Raw genomic sequence first — 20,834 nt, 5'->3', positions numbered from 1 at the left:
GGATGAAAGTCCGGCTTGGCGGATTACGGGTTCCAGTGAACGAAATTACGGTACAGCTGCAGCCCGGCCGAAGCACTTTTTTCCGGATGGAACTGCGTCGCAAAGATATTATCGCGCGCGATCGCGCTGCAGAAAATCTCGCCGTACGGCGTCTCGCCGGCAACATGCGCGCGCTGCTCCGGAACTGCATAATAGCTGTGCACGAAGTAGAAGTAACTGTCGTCGGCAACGCCTTCCCACAACGGATGCGGCATCGTCTGGCGCACGCGGTTCCAGCCCATCTGCGGCACCTTGAAGCGCGAGCCGTCTTCCTGCAGGCGGTCTTCCAGACGGAACTTCACGACCTTGCCGGGAAACAGTTTCAGTCCCTGCGTATCGCCTTCCTCGCTCCAGTCGAGCATCATCTGCTCGCCGACGCAAACGCCGAACAGCGGCTTGCTGCGCGCGACCTGCATCAGTTCTTCCTGCAGTCCCGCGGCCTGCATCGAACGCATGCAATCGGGAATAGCGCCTTGCCCCGGCAGCACGACACGGTCGGCCGCACGAATGTCGGCGACTTCGCCGGAAATACGGACATCGGCTTCCGGCGCAGCCTGACGCAACGCCTGGGCTACCGAACGCAGGTTGCCCATGCCGTAATCCACTACCACGATCTTTTTCATACGGTGATTCTGACTTCAGCTAGCAACGCTTGACGCGGCATCGCGATATCGAGAGTTTAGAGGCTGCCCTTGGTCGACGGAATCGTACCCGCAGCGCGCGGGTCCAGTTCGATGGCCATGCGCAGCGCGCGGCCGAACGCCTTGAACACGGTTTCGCACTGATGGTGCGCGTTGGCGCCGCGCAGATTGTCGATGTGCAGCGTGACCAGCGCGTGATTGACGAAGCCGTGGAAGAATTCGCTGGTGAGATCCACGTCGAATGCACCGATCATCGAGCGCGTGAACGGCACGTGGAATTCCAGCCCCGGACGACCGGAGAAATCGATGACGACGCGCGACAGCGCCTCGTCCAGCGGCACGTAGGCGTGGCCATAGCGGCGAATGCCCTTCTTGTCGCCCATCGCCTTCGCGAATGCCTGACCCAGCGTAATACCGACGTCTTCCACCGTGTGATGCGCATCGATGTGCAGATCGCCCTTCGCTTCGATATCCAGATCGATCAGGCCGTGGCGTGCGATCTGGTCCAGCATGTGGTCGAGGAAGGGCACGCCGGTATCCAGCTTCTGCTTTCCTGTGCCGTCGAGATTGATCGCAACGCGGATTTGCGTCTCGTTGGTATTACGCGTGATTTCTGCAGTGCGTGGCGTAGACATGTTCGAGTGACAACGATAGTGACAATGCGGCCGGTCGGCAACGCATTCGGGCCTATTAAAACGGCAAATTACAGCAATACAGGCATTTTACCCATATTTTCAGCAAGCACTTTGCATTCCTGCTCACGATGCGGGCGATGCACGCAGCTTTTCTTGCTGTTCGATGCCGGAAACCGCCGTTTCGGCGTCCACTGCATCCAGTCTGCTCCGGATCAGTGCGCAATAGTCTGGGTTCAGTTCGAAGCCGGTGAAATCCCGTCCACAGCTGCGCGCTGCCACCGCCGTCGTGCCGCTGCCCAAGAACGGATCGAGCACGACGCCACCCGGCGGGCACGATGCCTTGATCATGCGGGTCACGATTTCCAGCGGCTTCTGCGTCGGATGGTCGGCGCGTTCGCGGTGTTCGCGATGCAGGCGCGACACGCTCCAGACGTCCTTCGGGTTGTAGCCGACCTCCAGCCATTTGGCCCCGACGAAGATCGAACGCGAGCGCGCCTTCTTGGTTTCCGCATCGTACGGAATACGCACCGCGTCCAGATCGAAGTAATAGTCGCGCGCGTTGGCAAACAAGCCGATCGTGTCGTGCACCGACGAAAAACGCCGCGTACTGCCACCCATCGACGGCACGCGGCGATCCCAGATGATTTCGTTGATCATCGTCATCCGCTTTTTCAGCATGACGAAGATTTCCGGCGAATAACGCCAGGTCAGGAAGATGTAGAGGCTGCCGTTCGGCTTCAGCTTGGGCAGCGCGGCATCTATCCATTGCTGCGTCCATTGCAGATAGGCATCGGCATCGAGTTTGTCGGAATCGTTACCGTAATCCTTGCCGAGCCCGTATGGCGGATCAGCGATGATCAGATCGATGGACGCGTCAGGAATGCGCGCCATACCAGCCAACGCATCTTCGCAGAAGACCTGATTGCGCCAGTCGTTCATCGCCGCGCCTGCGCCGTCACTTCAGTCCGGATTTCAGCCGATACTCGGCCGAGCGCGCGTGCGCCTGCAGCCCTTCGCCATAAGCCAGTTCGGCGGCCACCTTGCCCAGCGTCTGCGCACCACCTTCGCTGACCATCAGGATGCTGGAGCGCTTCTGGAAATCGTAGACGCCCAGCGGCGACGAGAAACGCGCGGTGCGCGACGTCGGCAGCACGTGATTCGGGCCGGCGCAGTAATCGCCCAGCGATTCAGAAGAAAAACGGCCAAGGAACATCGCACCGGCGTGGCGAATCTTGTCAGCCCACTGTTGCGGATTTTCGGCAGAAATTTCGAGATGCTCGGCCGCGATCATGTTGGAGATCTCGCAGGCTTCGTCCATGTCGCGCACCTTGACCAGCGCGCCGCGATTCGTCAGCGACGTCGCGATCACGTCCTTGCGCGGCATTGCTTCCAGCTGGCGGTTGACGCTTTCGGCAACCTTGTCGAGATAGGCCGCATCCGGACAGAGCAGGATCGACTGCGCCAGTTCATCGTGTTCTGCCTGCGAGAACAGGTCCATCGCGATCCAGTCCGGATCGGTGGTGCCGTCGCAGACGACGAGGATTTCCGACGGACCGGCGATCATGTCGATGCCGACCGTGCCGAACACGCGGCGCTTGGCGGCAGCAACGTAGGCATTGCCGGGACCGACGATCTTGTCGACCTGCGGAATCGTCGCCGTGCCGTAGGCCAGCGCGCCGACCGCCTGCGCGCCGCCGATCGTGAATACGCGATCAACGCCGGACATCGCGGCGGCTGCCAGCACCAGTTCGTTCTTCACGCCATTCGGTGTCGGCACAACCATGACCACCTCCGGCACGCCGGCGACCTTGGCCGGAATCGCATTCATCAGCACCGACGACGGATAGGCCGCCTTGCCACCCGGCACGTAAAGGCCGACGCGATCCAGCGGCGTAACCTTCTGGCCGAGCACGGTGCCGTCGGCCTCCGTATAGGTGAAACCATTGGAGCCGATCTCGTTCTTCTGGCGCTCGTGATAGGCGCGCACACGATCTGCCGCCGTCTGCAATGCAGCACGACGCGCCGGCGGCAGGCTGTCGAGCGCCGCCTGCAGTTCATCGCGGCCGATTTCCAGCGTGGCGACCGATGCGCCATCCACATGATCGAACTGCTTCGTGTATTCGAGCACGGCAGCATCGCCGCGCTTCTTCACGTCTTCCAGAATGCGCAGCACGGCGCGGTCGATCGCTTCATCCTCGCTGGCTTCAAACGCCAGCACGGCGGCCAGTTGTGCCTTGAAGTCGGCATCGGTGGAATCGAGTTTGCGGATGTTGATGGCCATGATATTCCCGGTGTGCAGTGTTCTATCGTTTTGTGCGTCGTTTTGTGCGGCCTTATGCGCGCTGCACCGATGCTTTCTCGAATGCGGAGAGAATCGGCTGCAACTTTTCGCGTTTCAGTTTCAGTGCCGCCTGGTTGACGACCAGGCGCGACGAAATATCCATGATCTGCTCGACCTCGACCAGATCGTTGGCGCGCAGCGTGCTACCGGTACTGACCAGATCGACAATCGCATCGGCCAAACCAACCAGCGGGCCGAGCTCCATCGAGCCGTACAGCTTGATCAGGTCGACGTGCACGCCCTTGGCGGCAAAGTGTTCGCGCGCCGTCTGCACATACTTGGTCACCACGCGCAGCCGCGCACCCTGCTTGACGGCGCTTGCGTAGTCGAAGCCGTTGCGTACCGCGACCGACATACGGCACTTCGCAATATTCAGATCGATCGGCTGGTACAAGCCCTCACCGCCGTGTTCGAGCAACACGTCCTTACCGGCCACGCCGAAATCGGCCGCACCATATTGCACGTAGGTCGGCACGTCGGATGCGCGCACGATGATGACGCGCACGTTCGCATCGTTCGTCTGCAGGATCAGCTTGCGCGAGCTTTCGGGATCTTCGGCCACGCGAATGCCGGCAGCCTCCAGCAGCGGCAGCGTTTCCTCGAAGATGCGGCCTTTCGACAGGGCCAGCGTCAATTGTTGGTTCATCATTTCACTCGCTGAATGTGGGCGCCGACGGCGGACAGTTTCATTTCCATGCGATCGTAACCGCGATCCAGATGATAGATGCGATCGACCAGCGTTTCGCCCTCTGCCGCAAGGCCGGCGATGACCAACGACGCCGAGGCGCGCAGGTCGGTTGCCATCACCGGCGCACCGACCAGCTTGTCGACACCGTTGATGATCGCGGTGTGGCCTTCGATCGTGATCGCCGCGCCGAGACGGTTCATTTCCTGCACGTGCATGAAACGGTTTTCGAAGATCGTCTCGATGACGCGGCTGCTGCCTTCGGCAACACAGTTCATCGCCATGAACTGCGCCTGCATGTCGGTCGGGAAACCCGGATATTCAGTGGTGCGGAAGCTGACCGCTTTCGGCCGCGACGACATCTGGATGCGAATCCAGTCGTCGCCTGTCGTCAGGATCGCGCCGGCTTCGCGCAGCTTGTCGATCGCCGCATCGAAAGTATCGGTACGCGCATGACGCAAAGTGACGTCGCCGCCAACGGCCGCGACCGCGCACAGAAAAGTCGCCGTCTCGATACGATCGGGAATCACGCCATGCGAGGCGCCGTGCAAGCTGTCGACACCCTGGATCACCAGACGATCGGTGCCGATGCCTTCGATCTTCGCGCCCATCTTGACCAGCAGATTGGCAAGGTCCGTCACTTCCGGTTCGCGTGCCGCATTTTCCAGCACCGTCTCGCCTTCGGCCAGCACGGCTGCCATCAGCAGATTTTCGGTTCCCGTTACCGTAATCATGTCGGTCAGGATGCGCGCGCCTTTCAGACGTTTGGCTTTCGCATGAATATAACCGGCCTCGATCGCGATCTCCGCACCCATCGCCTGCAGCCCCTTGATGTGCTGGTCGACCGGACGCGAACCGATGGCGCAACCACCCGGCAGCGATACGCGTGCTTCACCGAAACGCGTCAGCAACGGACCCAGCACGAGAATGGAAGCGCGCATCGTCTTCACCATCTCGTACGGCGCTTCGAGCTTGTCGATCGCATCGCCGTTCAGCGTGACATTCTCGCCGTCCTGCTCGACGCGCAAGCCCATCTGGCGCAACAGCTTCAGCATCGTGGCGACGTCCTGCAAGCGCGGCACATTCGACAGCGCCACGGCATCCGACGTCAGCAGCCCTGCGCACAGAATGGGCAGCGCGGCATTCTTCGCACCGGAAATGGCGATCTCGCCGGAAAGGCGGTGGCCGCCTTGAATCAGAAGCTTGTCCATTAACGCGGGTCCAGGTCCATTAATCTTGCTGCAATTCGCTTATTCGCCATTACCGGCTTATTGCTGAAATGTATTGCTGAAATTTATTGCTGAAACTCTTCGGGAGTCAGCGTCTTCATCGACAGCGCGTGGATTTCCTCGCGCATGCGATCGCCGAGCGCTGCATAGACCAGTTGATGGCGCTGGATCAGCCGTTTGCCGGCAAACGCATTCGACACGATCACCGCTTCGAAATGCGCGCCGTCGCCACTCACTTCAAGATGCGTGCAATCGAGGCCTGCAGCGATATAGCTTTTTACCAGTTCGGGAGTGGGCATCATGAGGTTGCCTTTGTCTTTCTGAATAAGTGTGTGAATGATCAGTGGCGCAGCTTGTAGCCGTTTTTCAGCAACGATATGGCGAAAGTCACCAGCAGCGCCAGGAAGCAGGCAACCGCCGCACAACTCGACAGCGGATTGACATCCGACTGGCCAAAGAAACCGTAGCGGAAACCATCGATCATGTAAAAGAACGGATTCAGGTGCGATACGGTCTGCCAGAACGGCGGCAGCGAGTGCACCGAATAGAATACGCCAGACAAAAAAGTCGCCGGCATGATCAGGAAATTCTGGAATGCCGCCAGCTGGTCGAACTTGTCGGCCCAGATGCCCGCGATCAATCCCATCGTGCCAAGGATGGCCGCACCCAGCACCGCGAATATCACGATCCACCACGGCGCGACGAACGAAATGTCGGCGAACCATGCGGTCACGATGAACACGCCGCTGCCCACCACCAGACCGCGCACGACGGCCGCCAGCACGTAGGCACCGAACAGTTCCCAATGCGATAGCGGCGGCAGCAGCACAAAGACCAGATTGCCGGTGATCTTCGACTGGATCAGCGACGACGACGAATTGGCGAACGCATTCTGCAGCACGCTCATCATCACCAAGCCCGGCACCAGGAAGGCCACGTATTTGACGCCGTCATACACTTCGACGTGATCTTCCAGCACATGGCCGAAGACCAGCAGATAAAGCACAGCCGTCAGGATAGGCGCGCCGACGGTCTGCGTCGCCACTTTCCAGAAGCGCAGCATCTCCTTGTAGAACAGGGTCCGGAAGCCGGTCATTTCTCGCCCTCCATGATCTGGATGAAGACATCTTCCAGATCAGCCTGCTGCAATTGCATGTCTTCGATGACGGCACCGCCCTGACGCAATTTCGCCAGGATCGGTTCGACATCCGTGTATTCGTTGACGCGCAACGTGTACTTGTCGCCGCCGATCAGCTCTTCCGGATGCGACACCAGCGGCTTCAGTTCGTCCGGCAGCGCGCCCGACGCCAGCTTGACGATCAGCTGCGAACCTGAAATGCGACGAATCAGCGCAGCCGTTTCATCCAGTGCGACGACGCGTCCACCTTTCAGCATCGCGACGCGGTTGCACAGCGCCTGCGCCTCTTCCAGATAATGCGTGGTCAGCACGATCGTGTGTCCCTCGCGATTGAGGCGCGAGATGAATTTCCACAGCGTCTGCCGCAACTCGACGTCGACGCCGGCGGTCGGCTCGTCCAGCACGATCACAGGCGGCTTGTGCACCAGCGCCTGCGCCACCAGCACGCGGCGTTTCATGCCGCCGGACAGCGCGCGCATATTGGCATCGGCCTTGTTCGTCAGATCGAGGTTATGCATCACTTCGTCGATCCACGCATCGTTGTTCTTCAGGCCGAAATATCCCGACTGCAGGCGCAGCGTCTCGCGCACGGTGAAGAAAGGATCGAATACCAGTTCCTGCGGCACCACGCCCAGTCGCATGCGCGCTTGCCGGTAATCGGTCACGACATCGTGGCCGTGCACCTGCACGCTGCCGGAATCGGCACGATTGAGGCCGGCGATGATGGAAATCAACGTCGTCTTGCCCGCGCCGTTCGGACCGAGCAGGCCGTAGAACTCGCCTTCCTCGATAGCGAGCGACACACCGTTCAGCGCCTTCAGCGAGCGGTAGCTTTTTTCGACGTTGTTAATCTGTATGGCAGCCATGACGGCGATGAAACCTTAGGCAAGGGCAAAATGCCGTTGGAATAGCGAAACCCTTGATTATATTGGATTTCCCCGCCGTCCTTCAGAACGGGGAGACGAAACGCCCGGAAAAGACGGGGTCAATGATGGTGCGGAGAGCCGCGATGTCGTTCGAGGCCGAGCAGTTCGGCCACGTCGTACAGCGTGATTAGGCTGCGGAAATTTTCCGGCAGATTGTGAAATCCCAGCTGCAGGCCGCGCGCCCTGGCAGCGCGCTGCCAGGCCAGTGCGACGGAGACGGCAGACGAATCGACTGCCGTCACACCGGAAAAATCGATGTCCTTCTGCCCGCCGGCGATGGCCTGCAGGCCCGCCTGCATTGCCGGCCTGGCAGTATCGAAGGTCAGCGATGGTCCCGGCTGATACATGTTGTCGTTCTTTCTATCGCGTCGCGATCGCGTTATTGCGCGGCCGGCACCGATGCCTTGCCGGTCTTGGCCATGTTGCCGGCCAGTTTTTGGTTACGGTCGGACAGCGTCTTGATCAGGCCGTCGATGCCGTTCTTGCCGATTTCGGATGCAAAGCTGCCTTTGTAGCTCTGGATCAGCCATGCGCCGAGAATGTTCACGTCGTAGATTTTCCAGCCGGTCGGCGTCTTTTCCAGACGATAGCTGAGCTGGATCGGCTCGGCGCTTGTCTGCACGACTTGCGTGTTGACGATCACTTCGGTGTCGGCCGGATCGGCGCGCAGCGGCTTGTATTCCAGCTTCTGGTCGCGAATCTGCGAGATCGCTCCCGAATACGTATACATCAGCAGATCGCGAAACTCACGCGTCAGTTGCGCCTGCTGTTCCGGCGTCGCGCTGCGCCAGTAGCGGCCGGTCGCCAGAGCGGTCATGCGCTGGAAATCGACGTGCGGCAAGATCTTCTCGTTGACGACCTGCTGGATGCGTTGCGCGTTGCCGCTCTGGATTTGCTTGTCGGACTTGGCCGTCGCCATGACGTCCTCGCTGATGCGCTTGACCAGCGCATCTGGCGCTTCCTGCGCGAAGGCGGAGCCGCCGAATGACAGGAAGGCAAAGGTGAGCAACAGTTTTTTCAACGAATTCATGATTCTCCGATCCATGGATGATTGCGTATGTTCGGGCGCGGCGTTTTCGGCTTCCGACAGATGTGCGCAGACATCGCGATTTTCAAGCAACGTCAGGCCAAGCCACGCGTTCCAGCGTTTCGACCGCGGCAGACAACCCTGGTTCAACGCGCCGCGTTGCGGCGCACCAACGATCAAGACCGAATCAAGACTCAATCAGGCCTGATCAAGGTCAATCAAGGTTGAACAGCGTCGCCGGACGGCTTCGTATCCTTGTGCATGCCGTCGTTTACCAGGCTTTCGCGGCGCTGCAGGTAGGCATCACGCACGAAGATATAGCGATCCAGTGCGACATCTTCCAGCAGGTTGGTCGCATTGAGTGCCTGCGAACGTTGGTCGACCGCGCGGATCACATACCCGGTATTACGCACACTGACAGGATCCACGTAGGCCCATGGATCGCCGTAGATATCGGCCGGCAATGCCGCCGTGTCACGCAGTGTCGACGGGCCGAGCAGCGGCAGCACCACGTACGGGCCGGAAGCCACGCCCCACTTGCCCAGCGTCTGGCCGAAATCTTCCTTGTGCTTCTGGATACCGGCTTCCGACGCGATGTCCAGCACGCCACCGAAACCGAAGGTTGTGTTGACGGCCACGCGCATGAAATCGTTCAGACCGTTCTCGACTTTCCCTTGCAGGAAATTGTTGATCATCGTCCAGACGTCACCGATGTTGCCGAAGAAGTTGCTCACGCCCGTCTGCACGAATGACGGCGTCACGTCCTGATAAGCAGTGGCGACCGGTTTCAGCACGGCGCGGTCGACGCCGTCGTTGAACGAAAACATCGCGCGGTTGTAGCCTTCGAGCGGATCGTGGTTGTCGTCGCCGTCTGCCTGCGGATTCGTGCTCGCGCAGCCGCCAAGCAGCAGCGCGGACGCGAACAAGATGGTTTTCCCTGCATTTCTCATTTTTGGTCTTCCTTCCCTTCGGTCGCCTTGCTGAAGAGGAACTGACTGATCAGGTTCTCCAGCACCATCGCCGATTGCGTCATGGTAATTCTGTCGCCCGCGGCAAGATTCTGCGTGTCGCCGCCGGCTTCAAGTCCGATATATTGTTCGCCCAGCAATCCCGACGTCAGGATCTTTGCCGACGTATCTTTCGGAAATTTGTATTGGTCTTCGATGTCCAGCATTACCGTCGCCTGAAACGTCTTGTCGTCGAACGAAATGCTGCCCACGCGTCCGACCACCACGCCGGCGCTCTTCACCGGCGCACGCGGCTTCAGGCCGCCGATGTTGTCGAAACGCGTAACCACCGGATACGTCTGCGCGAACGACAGCGAGCTCATGTTGCCGGCCTTCAGCGCCAGGAACAGCAGCGCCGCAGCACCCAGCAGCACGAACAGGCCAACCCACAAGTCTAACGATTTTCGTTGCATAAACAGATACCTCAAATATGGGGGAAGCCTTCGGCGCCGATACATGGCGCTCCGACTCCGGAACGCCTTCGAGGGGCGCACATTTTAATCGAAAAGCCCGCCCGCCGTTTTCGCCTGCTCTTCCGTACGAATTACCAAATCAGTTGCTGAACATCAATGCCGTCAACAGGAAATCGAGCCCCAGCACCGCCAGCGATGCGATGACGACCGTACGTGTCGTCGCACGTGCCACGCCTTCCGGCGTCGGCTGCGCTTCGTAGCCCTGATACAGCGCGACGAAGGTGACGGCAAAGCCGAACACGATGCTCTTGATGACGCCGTTGGCGATGTCGTTCCACAGATCGACGCCGGCCTGCATCTGCGACCAGAACGCGCCTTCGTCGACGCCAATCAGCTGCACGCCGACGATGTAACCGCCCAGCACACCGACCGCGCTGAAGATCGCCGCCAAGATCGGCATCGCGATCACGCCAGCCCAGAAACGCGGCGCCAGCACACGCTGCAGCGGATTGACGGCCATCATCTCCATCGCCGACAGCTGTTCGCCAGCCTTCATCAGGCCGATCTCCGCCGTCAGCGATGTGCCGGCGCGTCCGGCGAACAGCAAGGCCGTCACGACCGGCCCCAGTTCGCGCGTCAACGACAGCGCAACCAGCAGCCCGAGCGCCTGCTCGGAGCCGTACTTGTTCAATGTGTAATAGCCCTGCAGGCCGAGTACGAAACCGACGAACAGGCCGGACACCGCGATCAGCACCAACGAATAGTTACCGATGAAATGTATCTGGCTGGTCACCAGCCGCGGCCGGCGCAACAAACTGCCCGATGCGCCGATGACGCCGAAGAAGGTGCGCGTGCCGAAGCCGACGTTCTCTATCGTCTCGCGCACGGTACGGCCGATCAATGTCAAAAAGGCAGCAATCATCGCGCCTCCAGTCCGAGATCTTCCGCCAGCGATGCGCCGGGATAATGGAAAGGCACAGGACCATCCGGCTCGGCATGGACGAACTGCTTCACGTAAGGATCGTCGGAAGCCATCATCTCGGCCGGCGTACCCTGCGCGACGATCGCACCTTTCGACAGGAAATAGACGTAGTCGGCGATCGCAAACGATTCGTGCACGTCGTGCGACACCAGGATCGACGTCGAGCCCAACGCGTCGTTCAGCTTGCGGATCAGGTTGGCCGTCATGCCCATCGAAATCGGATCGAGACCGGCGAACGGTTCGTCATACATGATCAGTTCCGGATCGAGCGCAATCGCACGTGCCAGCGCGACGCGGCGCGCCATGCCGCCGGAAATCTCGGACGGACGCAATTGCGCCGCATTGCGCAAGCCGACGGTTTGCAACTTCATCAGCACCAGATCGCGGATCATGTCTTCCGGCAGATCGGTGTGCTCATGCAGGGGAAAGGCGACGTTGTCGAAGACCGACATGTCGGTAAACAGCGCGCCATGCTGGAACAGCATGCCCATCTTGCGGCGCAATGCGTAGATTGCCTTCGTGTCCGATGCATCGACCGGACGGCCGCCTACCGTGATGCTGCCGGATTGCGGCGTCAGCTGGCCGCCGATCAGGCGCAGAATCGTCGTCTTGCCGGAGCCGGAACCGCCCATGACAGCCACGACCTTGCCGCGCGGGAATGCCATGTCGAGCGCCGACAGGATCGGGCGCTCACCATAACCGAAATGTAGATTGCGGATTTCTACGAGATTGGACACAAAGGATCGGACGCAACGTCTGGAGAAGATTGCCAAGCCTGTAATTGTAGTGCAGATTACAAAATCGCTCTCGCACATCCCGATGTTGCCGATGGGAATTCACGTCATACCGTTGTAAAAAAGCCCGACATTCTTTCAAATGCCGGGCTTTTGTCAGGCGATGTCGAATAATCGATGCATCAGTACAGGTTGCATTATCGCGGCAGTACGGACTCACCCATCAGGAAGGCATCAACTTCGCGTGCGCATTGACGTCCTTCGCGGACGGGAGCCGGATATAGTTTGACAGACTTGCACCTGTCAAACTCGGCGAGCGCTGCTGCGGCTTGCAAGCCGCAGCCGGGCGATCCATTACCGTGGCAAGACAGATTCACCCATCAGGAAGGCGTCAACCTCGCGTGCGCACTGGCGTCCTTCACGGATCGCCCAGACCACCAGCGACTGGCCACGACGCATGTCGCCGGCGGCGAACACCTTGTCCACCGACGTGCGATAGCAGCCTTCACCATCCGTCGTCGCCTTCGCGTTGCCGCGTGCATCCTTCTCGACACCAAAGGCATCCAGCACGCTTTGCACCGGCGACACGAAGCCCATCGCCAGCAGTACCAGATCAGCCTTCATTTCGAATTCGGAATCCGGCACTTCGACCATCTTGCCGTCTTTCCATTCGACGCGTGCGGCGATCAGCTTCTCGACCTTGCCGTTCTTGCCTTCCAGACGCTTGGTAGCGACAGCCCAGTCGCGCTCGCAACCTTCTTCGTGCGACGACGACGTGCGCAGCTTGGTCGGCCAGTACGGCCACACCAGCGGCTTGTTTTCGGCTTCCGGCGGCTGCGGCAGCAGTTCGAACTGCGAAACCGATGCTGCACCGTGACGGTTCGACGTGCCGACGCAGTCGGAACCCGTGTCGCCGCCACCGATCACGATGACGTGCTTGTCGGTCGCCATGATCTGGTCCTTGACCTTGTCGCCTGCGTTGACCTTGTTTTGCGGGCCCAGGAATTCCATCGCGAAATGCACGCCTTTCAGCTCGCGTCCCGGTACCGGCAGATCGCGCGGTTGCTCGGCGCCGCCGGTGATGACCACGGCGTCGAAGTCCTTCTTCAACTGGTCCGGCGAAACCGTTTCCTTCGACCAGTTCAGGATGTTTGCCGGGAAGTCCTTGCCGACCAGCACACCGGTACGGAAGGTCACGCCTTCGGCTTCCATCTGCTTGACGCGCAGATCGATGTGCGACTTTTCCATCTTGAAGTCGGGGATGCCGTAACGCAGCAGGCCGCCGACGCGGTCGTTCTTCTCAAACACGGTCACATCGTGGCCGACGCGCGCCAGTTGCTGCGCTGCCGCCATGCCTGCAGGGCCTGCTCCGACGACGGCAACCTTCTTGCCGGTCTTGACGGCTGCCGGTTGCGGTTTGACCCAACCGTTTTCCCAGCCCTTGTCGATGATGAAGTGTTCGATCGACTTGATGCCGACCGGTTCTTCATTGATGCCCAGCGTGCAGGCAGCCTCGCACGGTGCCGGGCAGATACGGCCGGTAAATTCCGGGAAGTTGTTCGTCGAATGCAGCGTATCGAGCGCCGTCTTGTAATCGCCGTGGAACACCAGATCGTTCCAGTCGGGGATGATGTTGTTGACCGGGCAGCCGTTATTGCAGAACGGAATGCCGCAGTCCATGCAGCGTGCGCCCTGGATCTTCGCGTCGGCATCGTTCAGATGCAGCGTGAATTCCTTGTAGTGCTTCAAACGTTTTTGCGGCTCTTCGCTTGCTTCCTGCAAGCGCTGATATTCCATGAAGCCGGTGATCTTTCCCATGTTTTTCGCCTTCTAAAACCATTCTTTCGGGCCGGCCGAAACCGGCCCGATCACATCAATGCGGAGTTGCGGAGCTTAAGCCGTCACGGTGGTGTTGGATGCTTCGTCGACCTTGCGTGCATGTATTTCAGTCAGTGCGCGCTTGTATTCGGACGGGAACACCTTGACGAATTTGGTGCGTGCGACACTCCACTCATCCAGCAGTGCACGTGCACGCGAACTGCCCGTGTACTTGAAGTGGCGCTCGATCAGCGACTTCAGGATCGCTTCGTCGGTCTGCGCTTCGCCACCACGCTTGGTGCTGTGCCAGGTTGCGCGCTCGCCCTTCGCCTGCTCGTCATGCGCCTGCAGCGATTCCAGCGCCACCATCGCCATGTTGCACTTGGCAGGGAATTCGCCGTTCGGATCGTAGACGTAAGCGATACCGCCCGACATGCCGGCTGCAAAGTTGCGTCCGGTGTCGCCCAGCACGACGACGGTGCCACCGGTCATGTATTCGCAACCGTGGTCACCGGTACCTTCGACGACGGCGATCGCGCCGGAGTTACGCACCGCGAAACGTTCGCCCGCAACGCCGTTGAAGAACGCTTCACCAGCGACGGCACCGAACAGCACGGTGTTGCCGATGATGATGTTCTCGACGGCACGGCCACGGAACTCGGTGTTCGGACGCACGATGATGCGGCCGCCCGACAAGCCCTTGCCGACGTAGTCGTTGCCTTCGCCGACCAGATCCAGCGTGATGCCGTGCGCGAGGAAGGCGCCGGCCGACTGGCCTGCGGTGCCTTGCAGCTGAATGTGGATCGTGTCGTCAGGCAAGCCTTCGTGACCGTATTTCTTCGCCACCACGCCCGACAGCATCGCGCCGACCGTACGGTTGACGTTGATGACCGGCGAGATGAACGAGACTTTTTCGCCGTTGTCGATTGCAGCTTTCGCCTGTGCGATCAGCTTGTGGTCGAGCGCCTTGATCAGGTTGTGGTCCTGCTCTTCGACGTGATAACGCGCTTCGCCTTCGGCGACGGCAGGCTGATAGAACATGCGGCTGAAGTCCAGACCTTTCGCCTTCCAGTGCGTGATCGCCTTGGCCTTGTCCAACAGATCGGAACGGCCGATAAGGTCGTCGAACTTGCGGATGCCCAGCTGCGCCATGATCTGACGTGCTTCTTCAGCGACGAAGAAGAAGTAGTTCACGACATGTTCCGGTTTGCCGGCAAACTTCGCGCGCAGCACAGGGTCTTGCGTCGCAACGCCGACCGGACAGGTGTTCAGATGGCACTTGCGCATCATGATGCAGCCTTCAGCGACCAGCGGTGCGGTCGAGAAGCCCATTTCATCCGCGCCCAGCAGACCGGCGATGACGACGTCGCGACCGGTCTTCATCTGGCCGTCGGCTTGCACGCGGATACGCGTACGCAGGCCGTTCAGGATCAGCGTCTGCTGCGTTTCGGCCAGACCGAGTTCCCACGGCGAGCCGGCATGCTTGACCGACGACAGCGGCGATGCGCCGGTGCCGCCGTCATGGCCGGCGATCACGACGTGATCGGCCTTCGCCTTGGCGACGCCCGTTGCAACGGTACCGACACCGACTTCCGACACCAGCTTGACCGAGATCGATGCGGTCGGGTTGACGTTCTTCAGATCGTGGATCAGCTGTGCCAGATCTTCGATCGAATAGATGTCATGGTGCGGCGGCGGCGAAATCAGGCCGACGCCCGGCACCGAGAAGCGCAGGTGTGCGATGTAGTCCGACACCTTGTGACCCGGCAGCTGACCGCCTTCGCCCGGCTTCGCGCCTTGCGCCATCTTGATCTGGATCTGCTCGGCCGACGTCAGGTATTCGGTGGTCACGCCGAAACGGCCAGATGCGACCTGCTTGATCTTCGAACGCAGCGAATCGCCCGGCAGCAACGGCAGGTCGACTTCGACGACATCCTTGCCGATCACGGCCGCCAGCGTCGTTGCATCCTTGATCGGGATGCCGCGCAGCTCAGGACGATAACGGCGCGTATCTTCGCCGCCTTCGCCGGTGTTCGACTTGCCGCCGATGCGGTTCATCGCGATGGCCAGCGTGGCATGTGCTTCGGTCGAGATCGAGCCGAGCGACATTGCGCCGGTGGCGAAACGCTTGACGATTTCCTTCGCCGGCTCGACTTCATCCAGCGGAATCGCGGCAGACGGATCGACCTTGAATTCGAACAGGCCGCGCAGCGTCATGTGACGCTTGGACTGATCGTTGATGATCTGCGCGTATTCCTTGTAGGTGTTGAAGTTGTTGGCGCGCGACGAATGCTGCAGCTTCGCAATCGCATCCGGCGTCCACATGTGCTCTTCGCCACGCACGCGGTAGGCGTACTCGCCGCCGGCGTCCAGCGCATTGGCCAGCACCGGATCGTTGCTGAATGCGAGGCGATGCAGGCGCAGCGCTTCCTCAGCCACTTCAAACACGCCGATACCTTCGACGTTCGACGACGTACCCTTGAAGTATTTGTCGACCAGCGATTTATTCAGGCCGATGGCTTCGAAGATTTGCGCGCCGCAGTACGACATGTAGGTCGAGATGCCCATCTTCGACATGACCTTCATCAGGCCCTTGCCGACTGCCTTCTGGAAGTTGGCGATGGTCTTCTCGGGCGACAGTTCGCCCGGCAGATCCTTCGACATTTCGGCCAGTGTATCCATCGCGAGGTACGGATGGATCGCTTCGGCGCCGTAGCCCGCCAGCAATGCGAAGTGATGCGTCTCGCGCGCGGAACCGGTTTCGACGACCAGACCGGTCGACGTGCGCAGGCCCTTGCTGACCAGGTGCAGGTGGATGGCCGACGTTGCCAGCAATGCCGGGATCGCGACCTGATCCGCGCCGACTTTACGGTCGGAGACGATCAGGATGTTGTGGCCGGAGTTGACCGCATCGACGGCTTTCGCGCACAGCGATGCCAGGCGCGCTTCGATACCCTCCTTGCCCCATGCGGTCGGATAGCAGATGTTCAGTTCGAAGGACTTGAACTTGCCGCCGGTATGCGCGCCGATGTTGCGCAGCTTCGCCATGTCGGCGTAATCGAGCACCGGCTGCGACACTTCGAGACGCATCGGCGGGTTGATGTTGTTGGTATCGAGCAGGTTCGGCTTCGGACCGATGAACGACACCAGCGACATCACGATCGCTTCGCGGATCGGATCGATCGGCGGGTTCGTGACCTGCGCGAACAACTGCTTGAAGTAGTTGTACAGCGTCTTGTTCTTGTTGGACATGACGGCCAGCGGCGAGTCGTTGCCCATCGAACCCGTTGCCTCTTCGGCAGCAACCGCCATCGGCGACATCAGGAATTTCAGGTCTTCCTGCGTGTAGCCGAATGCCTGCTGCAGATCGAGCAGGGAAGCCGTGTTCGCGTTCTTTTCGACCGGCTCGGATTTCAGTTCGTCCAGCTTGATGCGAACCGATTGAATCCATTGCTTGTACGGCTTCGCGTTGGCGTAGGTATCCTTCAGTTCCTTGTCGTCGATGATGCGGCCGGCTTCCAGATCGATCAGGAACATCTTGCCCGGTTGCAGACGCCATTTCTTGATGATCTTGGATTCAGGAATCGGCAGCACGCCGGACTCGGATGCCATCACGACCAGATCGTCGTCGGTGACGATGTAACGGGCAGGACGCAGACCATTACGGTCCAGCGTACCGCCGATGTGGCGACCGTCGGTGAAGGCCATCGCAGCCGGACCGTCCCACGGTTCCATCATCGCAGCGTGGTATTCGTAGAAGGCACGACGGTTATCGTCCATCAGCGTGTGGTTTTCCCACGCTTCCGGAATCATCATCATCATCGCCTGCGGAATCGGATAGCCGGCCATCACCAGCAGTTCCAGCGCATTGTCGAAGCAGGCCGTGTCGGACTGACCTTCGTAGATCAGCGGGAACAGTTTCTGCAGATCGTCACCCAGCACAGCCGACTTCATGATGCCTTCGCGTGCACGCATCCAGTTGAAGTTACCCTTGACGGTGTTGATCTCGCCGTTGTGTGCGAGCAGGCGGTACGGGTGGGCCAGCGGCCATTCCGGGAAGGTGTTGGTCGAAAAGCGTTGATGCACCAGCGCCAGTGCGGAGACGCAACGCGAGTCCTGCAGGTCTTTATAGTATTGGCCGACCTGGTCTGCCAGCAACAGACCTTTGTAGACAACGGTACGCGCCGACATCGACGGCACGAAGAATTCCTTGCCGTGCAGCAGGTTCAACGCCTGGATCGCATGGCCGGACGATTTGCGGATCACGTACAGCTTGCGCTCCAGCGCATCGGTGACCATGATGTCCTGGCCGCGGCCGATGAAGATTTGGCGGATCACCGGCTCCTTGTCGCGTACGGTCGGCGACATCGGCATCTCGCGATCGACGGCGACGTCGCGCCAGCCGAGTACGACCTGGCCTTCCGCCAGCACGGTACGTTCGATTTCCTGTTCGCAAGCGATGCGCGATGCATTTTCCTTCGGCAGGAAAATCATGCCGACACCGTATTCGCCAGGCGGCGGCAGCGTCACGCCCTGCTTCGCCATTTCCTCGCGATAGAACTGATCCGGGATCTGGATCAGGATACCGGCACCGTCGCCCATCAGCTTGTCTGCGCCGACGGCGCCGCGATGGTCGATGTTTTTCAGGATCTGCAGACCCTGCTCAATGATGGAATGGCTTTTCTGCCCCTTGATGTGAGCAACGAAACCGACGCCGCAAGCGTCATGTTCATTAGCCGGATCGTACAAACCTTGCGCTTGCATTGCCTTCTCCACTGCTTTTCAACGAGCCTGAAGAATAGTGCAGCGCAATAGCAAATTCAACCCGAATAAAAGGGGTCAGAGTAAATTTAATAAAGCAGTATTTTACTCAAGTTTTATTAAGGGACAGAGTGATCGGATTACAGCGGAAAAAAGCAGAAATCTGCACCATTACAGGGCTTCGCCGGGCATGTTGCGAATCGGCCGACCGCGTCTGGAAGGTCGTACGCGTCGCTGCGTCTGCCGCTCCAGTGCCTGCTTGAACTGGTCTGACCCCAGCGGCCAACCCTTCAACGTGGCCTCGCTCAGTTGGCGGACTTCCTGCTCGTCCAGCCCCTGCTCCACCTGGCTACGGTAGGTCGCTTCCCGCTCGAACGGCGTGTTGCCCAAAGACCAGTACAGCGTATGGTCGGTGATGACCGGATCGTTCTTGATGCCGACATGATGCTGATAACTCGACCATGGATAATCACCGGCTGACGGCGCCAGCCCGGCGCGCACCGGGTTCAGCTCGATATAGCGTGAGCACAACATCAGATAGTGTTCGGCATCGATCACGGTCGCCCGGTAGCGCCCCTGCCACAGCGTGCCGGTACGGTGATATTTGTGATTGAAATAAGGTACGTACAACCGCCCCATCCATTGCATCATCCGCGACAGCCCCTGCTCGTCGGAGGGTGTCACCAGCAGATGCAGGTGGTTCGGCATCAGGACGTAGGCGTGGATCGCGACCTTGAACTGGCGCGATCCTTCGCGCAGACGGTCAAGGAAGAACAGGTAGTCGGCCGTATCGCGGAAGATCAGCTGGCGGTCATTGCCGCGCTGGATCACGTGATGCGGCTGATTGGGAACGACAAGTCGGGGAAGCCTGGCCATGCGATAAAGGTGAAAACGGGAGTCGCATCATCATATACGACTCCGTCCCCAATTATCGCGATCATGGCACTCAACGCATTGCCGAAGCCCAGGCCGGTTCCTTGCGGCAACGTTGTTCGATCGCCTTGACGACCAGGGCGCGCAATTCATCCAGCAGCGCAACCTCGCCCGGCGCGATCTTCGAGACCGGCAACGACGGATGCCAATCGCCGTAAATGAAGCCGACCGGATGGAAGTTCAGCATCAGCGGCAGGATCACGAAACTGTGCGACGTACCCAGCTCGTTCTGCCACCAGCGCGGCAGCTTGCTGGCGAAACCGCGCGCACGCGCATCCTCGACATAGATCATCTTGTCGTTGGCAAGCGACGCGTGGAACACATCGGGCTGATAGGCGTCGCTGAACTTCAGCCGCGGCAGTAATTCTTCCGTGCATTCGCCGAGGCACATGCGCGCCACGTAACGTCCTTCGTCATGATGGCGCAGGAAGGCGATCGCGCGGCTCAGCCCGAGGCCCTGGTAAACGGTTTCCAGCGCAACCGTCATCATCTGCCCGGTGCTGGACGTCATCACTTCACCACACATGTCGGCCACGCCGCGCTGCAGGATGTCGACAGAATCGGCCGGCTTCCCCAGCGGCAGCAGCAGCTGTTTCTCCGGTTCGTCGGCGCCGCTCTCATCCGCCGTCTCGTCCTCGGCACTCTTCTGCGCGGCTTCGATGGCAACCAGCATCGCGTCCGCCTCCAGCCCCAGCATGCCGGCATAGCCGTCGGCGATGTCCGTCAGGTCCGCAATCGTCGCATCGTCCACTTCGCACAGCACCGTGGCGCAGTGCGTCGACATCGTCGATACCGCAGCCAGCCACTCGGTGTGCTCGAGCGGCTCGGTCAGATCGCCGCGCGGCGGCATGTCGGTCAGGCTGGCAACCAGTCCGTTCGGCAAGCCCCAGCGTTTGCCGACCAGCCGACCGATCTCGTCCAGCTTGAGGCCCAGCACGGCCTGCGCCGCATCGTTGTTGGAGAGCCGCTTTTCCTCGGCTTCCTGCAAAATCTGCGCCCAATGTTCAGGCAGGTAAAAGGAAACCATCAGCCGGCCGAGCGAATGCAGGATGGAACTGACGACCACTTCTTCGGCATCGCGGCGTGCGGAAATCAGCGCCACCTGGCGCGCGATCTTTCCCGCCAATACCGCCTTTTCCATCTCGTTGCGCGTTTCCGACGTGCCCAGCGAAGCAGCCGACAGGCCGTCGATCAGCTTCAATCCCAAAGCCAGATGGCCGATCGTTTCCGTGCCGAGCACGATGACGGCCTTGGAAACGGTGCTGATGCCCTGCCCGAAAGCTGAATACATGGCGCTATTGGCCAGCCGCAGCACGCGCTGCGTCAGCGTCGGATCGGACAGGACGGTGCGCGTCATGCTGAATTCGCGGTCGTCCTCGCCGTGCATGGCACCGACGATCGCACTGACGACCTTCGAGAATCCGGGCAGGTCACCGCGTTGCCGGACCCGGGTCAACAGCAGATCGAGCGTTTTTTCCGGGTTCAGCGCAATGCTGTCATGTGTGTTCATGAATCAAATTCTTGT

Annotated in this window: 19 protein-coding genes; all 19 read right to left on the bottom strand. The window is 60.1% G+C overall.

Going from position 1 to position 20,834, the window contains the following annotated elements; all coding sequences use genetic code 11:
* Nucleotides 1-23: 23 nt before the first annotated feature.
* On the bottom strand, nt 24-662 hold the full coding sequence (gene hisH, locus ACO1VH_RS10075; protein ID WP_486244335.1) for an imidazole glycerol phosphate synthase subunit HisH: 639 nt from the start codon (nt 660-662) through the stop codon (nt 24-26).
* Between the two features lie 56 nt (nt 663-718).
* Nucleotides 719-1,315, bottom strand: coding sequence for an imidazoleglycerol-phosphate dehydratase HisB (hisB, locus tag ACO1VH_RS10070; protein ID WP_486244334.1), 597 nt, complete (start codon nt 1,313-1,315; stop codon nt 719-721).
* 123 nt (nt 1,316-1,438) lie between these two features.
* Nucleotides 1,439-2,254 carry a DNA-methyltransferase gene (locus tag ACO1VH_RS10065; protein ID WP_486244333.1) on the bottom strand — a complete coding sequence of 272 codons (816 nt, stop codon included), beginning with the start codon at nt 2,252-2,254 and terminating at the stop codon, nt 1,439-1,441.
* 16 nt (nt 2,255-2,270) lie between these two features.
* Complete coding sequence (gene hisD / locus ACO1VH_RS10060) at nt 2,271-3,596, bottom strand: histidinol dehydrogenase (RefSeq protein WP_486244332.1); 1,326 nt, start codon at nt 3,594-3,596, stop codon at nt 2,271-2,273.
* A 52-nt stretch (nt 3,597-3,648) separates the two neighbouring features.
* On the bottom strand, nt 3,649-4,302 hold the full coding sequence (hisG, locus tag ACO1VH_RS10055) for an ATP phosphoribosyltransferase (RefSeq protein WP_486244511.1): 654 nt from the start codon (nt 4,300-4,302) through the stop codon (nt 3,649-3,651).
* The gene (murA, locus tag ACO1VH_RS10050; RefSeq protein ID WP_486244331.1) at nt 4,302-5,552 is read right to left on the bottom strand and encodes a UDP-N-acetylglucosamine 1-carboxyvinyltransferase; all 1,251 of its coding nucleotides are present in this window, start codon (nt 5,550-5,552) and stop codon (nt 4,302-4,304) included. The genes hisG and murA overlap by 1 nt, the downstream gene beginning before the upstream one ends.
* Before the next feature lie 83 nt (nt 5,553-5,635).
* Entirely contained in the window at nt 5,636-5,872 is a 237-nt protein-coding gene (locus ACO1VH_RS10045) for a BolA family protein (protein ID WP_188419915.1), read from the bottom strand.
* A 38-nt stretch (nt 5,873-5,910) separates the two neighbouring features.
* On the bottom strand, nt 5,911-6,666 hold the full coding sequence (locus ACO1VH_RS10040; protein WP_486244330.1) for an ABC transporter permease: 756 nt from the start codon (nt 6,664-6,666) through the stop codon (nt 5,911-5,913).
* On the bottom strand, nt 6,663-7,574 hold the full coding sequence (locus ACO1VH_RS10035; protein WP_486244329.1) for an ABC transporter ATP-binding protein: 912 nt from the start codon (nt 7,572-7,574) through the stop codon (nt 6,663-6,665). Before ACO1VH_RS10035 ends, ACO1VH_RS10040 begins: the two co-directional genes overlap by 4 nt.
* Before the next feature lie 119 nt (nt 7,575-7,693).
* Entirely contained in the window at nt 7,694-7,981 is a 288-nt protein-coding gene (locus ACO1VH_RS10030) for an STAS domain-containing protein (protein ID WP_486244328.1), read from the bottom strand.
* A gap of 32 nt (nt 7,982-8,013) precedes the next feature.
* Nucleotides 8,014-8,664, bottom strand: coding sequence for an MlaC/ttg2D family ABC transporter substrate-binding protein (locus tag ACO1VH_RS10025; protein ID WP_486244327.1), 651 nt, complete (start codon nt 8,662-8,664; stop codon nt 8,014-8,016).
* Between the two features lie 215 nt (nt 8,665-8,879).
* Nucleotides 8,880-9,611, bottom strand: coding sequence for an MlaA family lipoprotein (locus ACO1VH_RS10020; RefSeq protein ID WP_486244326.1), 732 nt, complete (start codon nt 9,609-9,611; stop codon nt 8,880-8,882).
* A complete protein-coding gene (gene mlaD / locus ACO1VH_RS10015) occupies nt 9,608-10,081 on the bottom strand; it encodes an outer membrane lipid asymmetry maintenance protein MlaD (RefSeq protein WP_486244325.1) in 474 nt (157 codons plus the stop codon). Before mlaD ends, ACO1VH_RS10020 begins: the two co-directional genes overlap by 4 nt.
* A gap of 139 nt (nt 10,082-10,220) precedes the next feature.
* A complete protein-coding gene (gene mlaE / locus ACO1VH_RS10010) occupies nt 10,221-11,003 on the bottom strand; it encodes a lipid asymmetry maintenance ABC transporter permease subunit MlaE (RefSeq protein ID WP_486244324.1) in 783 nt (260 codons plus the stop codon).
* Complete coding sequence (locus ACO1VH_RS10005; RefSeq protein ID WP_486244323.1) at nt 11,000-11,800, bottom strand: ABC transporter ATP-binding protein; 801 nt, start codon at nt 11,798-11,800, stop codon at nt 11,000-11,002. Before ACO1VH_RS10005 ends, mlaE begins: the two co-directional genes overlap by 4 nt.
* 351 nt (nt 11,801-12,151) lie before the next feature.
* A complete protein-coding gene (locus tag ACO1VH_RS10000) occupies nt 12,152-13,615 on the bottom strand; it encodes a glutamate synthase subunit beta (protein WP_486244322.1) in 1,464 nt (487 codons plus the stop codon).
* A 75-nt stretch (nt 13,616-13,690) separates the two neighbouring features.
* On the bottom strand, nt 13,691-18,379 hold the full coding sequence (locus ACO1VH_RS09995; protein WP_486244321.1) for a glutamate synthase-related protein: 4,689 nt from the start codon (nt 18,377-18,379) through the stop codon (nt 13,691-13,693).
* 168 nt (nt 18,380-18,547) lie between these two features.
* A complete protein-coding gene (locus ACO1VH_RS09990; protein WP_486244320.1) occupies nt 18,548-19,252 on the bottom strand; it encodes an REP-associated tyrosine transposase in 705 nt (234 codons plus the stop codon).
* A gap of 70 nt (nt 19,253-19,322) precedes the next feature.
* Nucleotides 19,323-20,819 (bottom strand): HDOD domain-containing protein, encoded by a 1,497-nt coding sequence (locus tag ACO1VH_RS09985; protein WP_486244319.1) that lies wholly within the window; start codon nt 20,817-20,819, stop codon nt 19,323-19,325.
* Nucleotides 20,820-20,834 lie beyond the last annotated feature (15 nt).

It is taken from the genome of Oxalicibacterium sp., assembly GCF_057353965.1.
Note: the sequence above shows the minus strand (reverse complement) of the source record. Positions and strands in the feature narration are given on the sequence as shown.

Excerpts from the sequence above, each read along its gene's own strand:
- hisH (WP_486244335.1), bottom strand. The coding sequence starts at position 662 with ATGAAAAAGATCGTGGTAGTGGATTACGGCATGGGCAACCTGCGTTCG.
- hisB (WP_486244334.1), bottom strand. The coding sequence starts at position 1,315 with ATGTCTACGCCACGCACTGCAGAAATCACGCGTAATACCAACGAGACG.
- ACO1VH_RS10065 (WP_486244333.1), bottom strand. The coding sequence starts at position 2,254 with ATGAACGACTGGCGCAATCAGGTCTTCTGCGAAGATGCGTTGGCTGGT.
- hisD (WP_486244332.1), bottom strand. The coding sequence starts at position 3,596 with ATGGCCATCAACATCCGCAAACTCGATTCCACCGATGCCGACTTCAAG.
- hisG (WP_486244511.1), bottom strand. The coding sequence starts at position 4,302 with ATGAACCAACAATTGACGCTGGCCCTGTCGAAAGGCCGCATCTTCGAG.
- murA (WP_486244331.1), bottom strand. The coding sequence starts at position 5,552 with ATGGACAAGCTTCTGATTCAAGGCGGCCACCGCCTTTCCGGCGAGATC.
- ACO1VH_RS10045 (WP_188419915.1), bottom strand. The coding sequence starts at position 5,872 with ATGATGCCCACTCCCGAACTGGTAAAAAGCTATATCGCTGCAGGCCTC.
- ACO1VH_RS10040 (WP_486244330.1), bottom strand. The coding sequence starts at position 6,666 with ATGACCGGCTTCCGGACCCTGTTCTACAAGGAGATGCTGCGCTTCTGG.
- ACO1VH_RS10035 (WP_486244329.1), bottom strand. The coding sequence starts at position 7,574 with ATGGCTGCCATACAGATTAACAACGTCGAAAAAAGCTACCGCTCGCTG.
- ACO1VH_RS10030 (WP_486244328.1), bottom strand. The coding sequence starts at position 7,981 with ATGTATCAGCCGGGACCATCGCTGACCTTCGATACTGCCAGGCCGGCA.
- ACO1VH_RS10025 (WP_486244327.1), bottom strand. The coding sequence starts at position 8,664 with ATGAATTCGTTGAAAAAACTGTTGCTCACCTTTGCCTTCCTGTCATTC.
- ACO1VH_RS10020 (WP_486244326.1), bottom strand. The coding sequence starts at position 9,611 with ATGAGAAATGCAGGGAAAACCATCTTGTTCGCGTCCGCGCTGCTGCTT.
- mlaD (WP_486244325.1), bottom strand. The coding sequence starts at position 10,081 with ATGCAACGAAAATCGTTAGACTTGTGGGTTGGCCTGTTCGTGCTGCTG.
- mlaE (WP_486244324.1), bottom strand. The coding sequence starts at position 11,003 with ATGATTGCTGCCTTTTTGACATTGATCGGCCGTACCGTGCGCGAGACG.
- ACO1VH_RS10000 (WP_486244322.1), bottom strand. The coding sequence starts at position 13,615 with ATGGGAAAGATCACCGGCTTCATGGAATATCAGCGCTTGCAGGAAGCA.
- ACO1VH_RS09995 (WP_486244321.1), bottom strand. The coding sequence starts at position 18,379 with ATGCAAGCGCAAGGTTTGTACGATCCGGCTAATGAACATGACGCTTGC.
- ACO1VH_RS09990 (WP_486244320.1), bottom strand. The coding sequence starts at position 19,252 with ATGGCCAGGCTTCCCCGACTTGTCGTTCCCAATCAGCCGCATCACGTG.
- ACO1VH_RS09985 (WP_486244319.1), bottom strand. The coding sequence starts at position 20,819 with ATGAACACACATGACAGCATTGCGCTGAACCCGGAAAAAACGCTCGAT.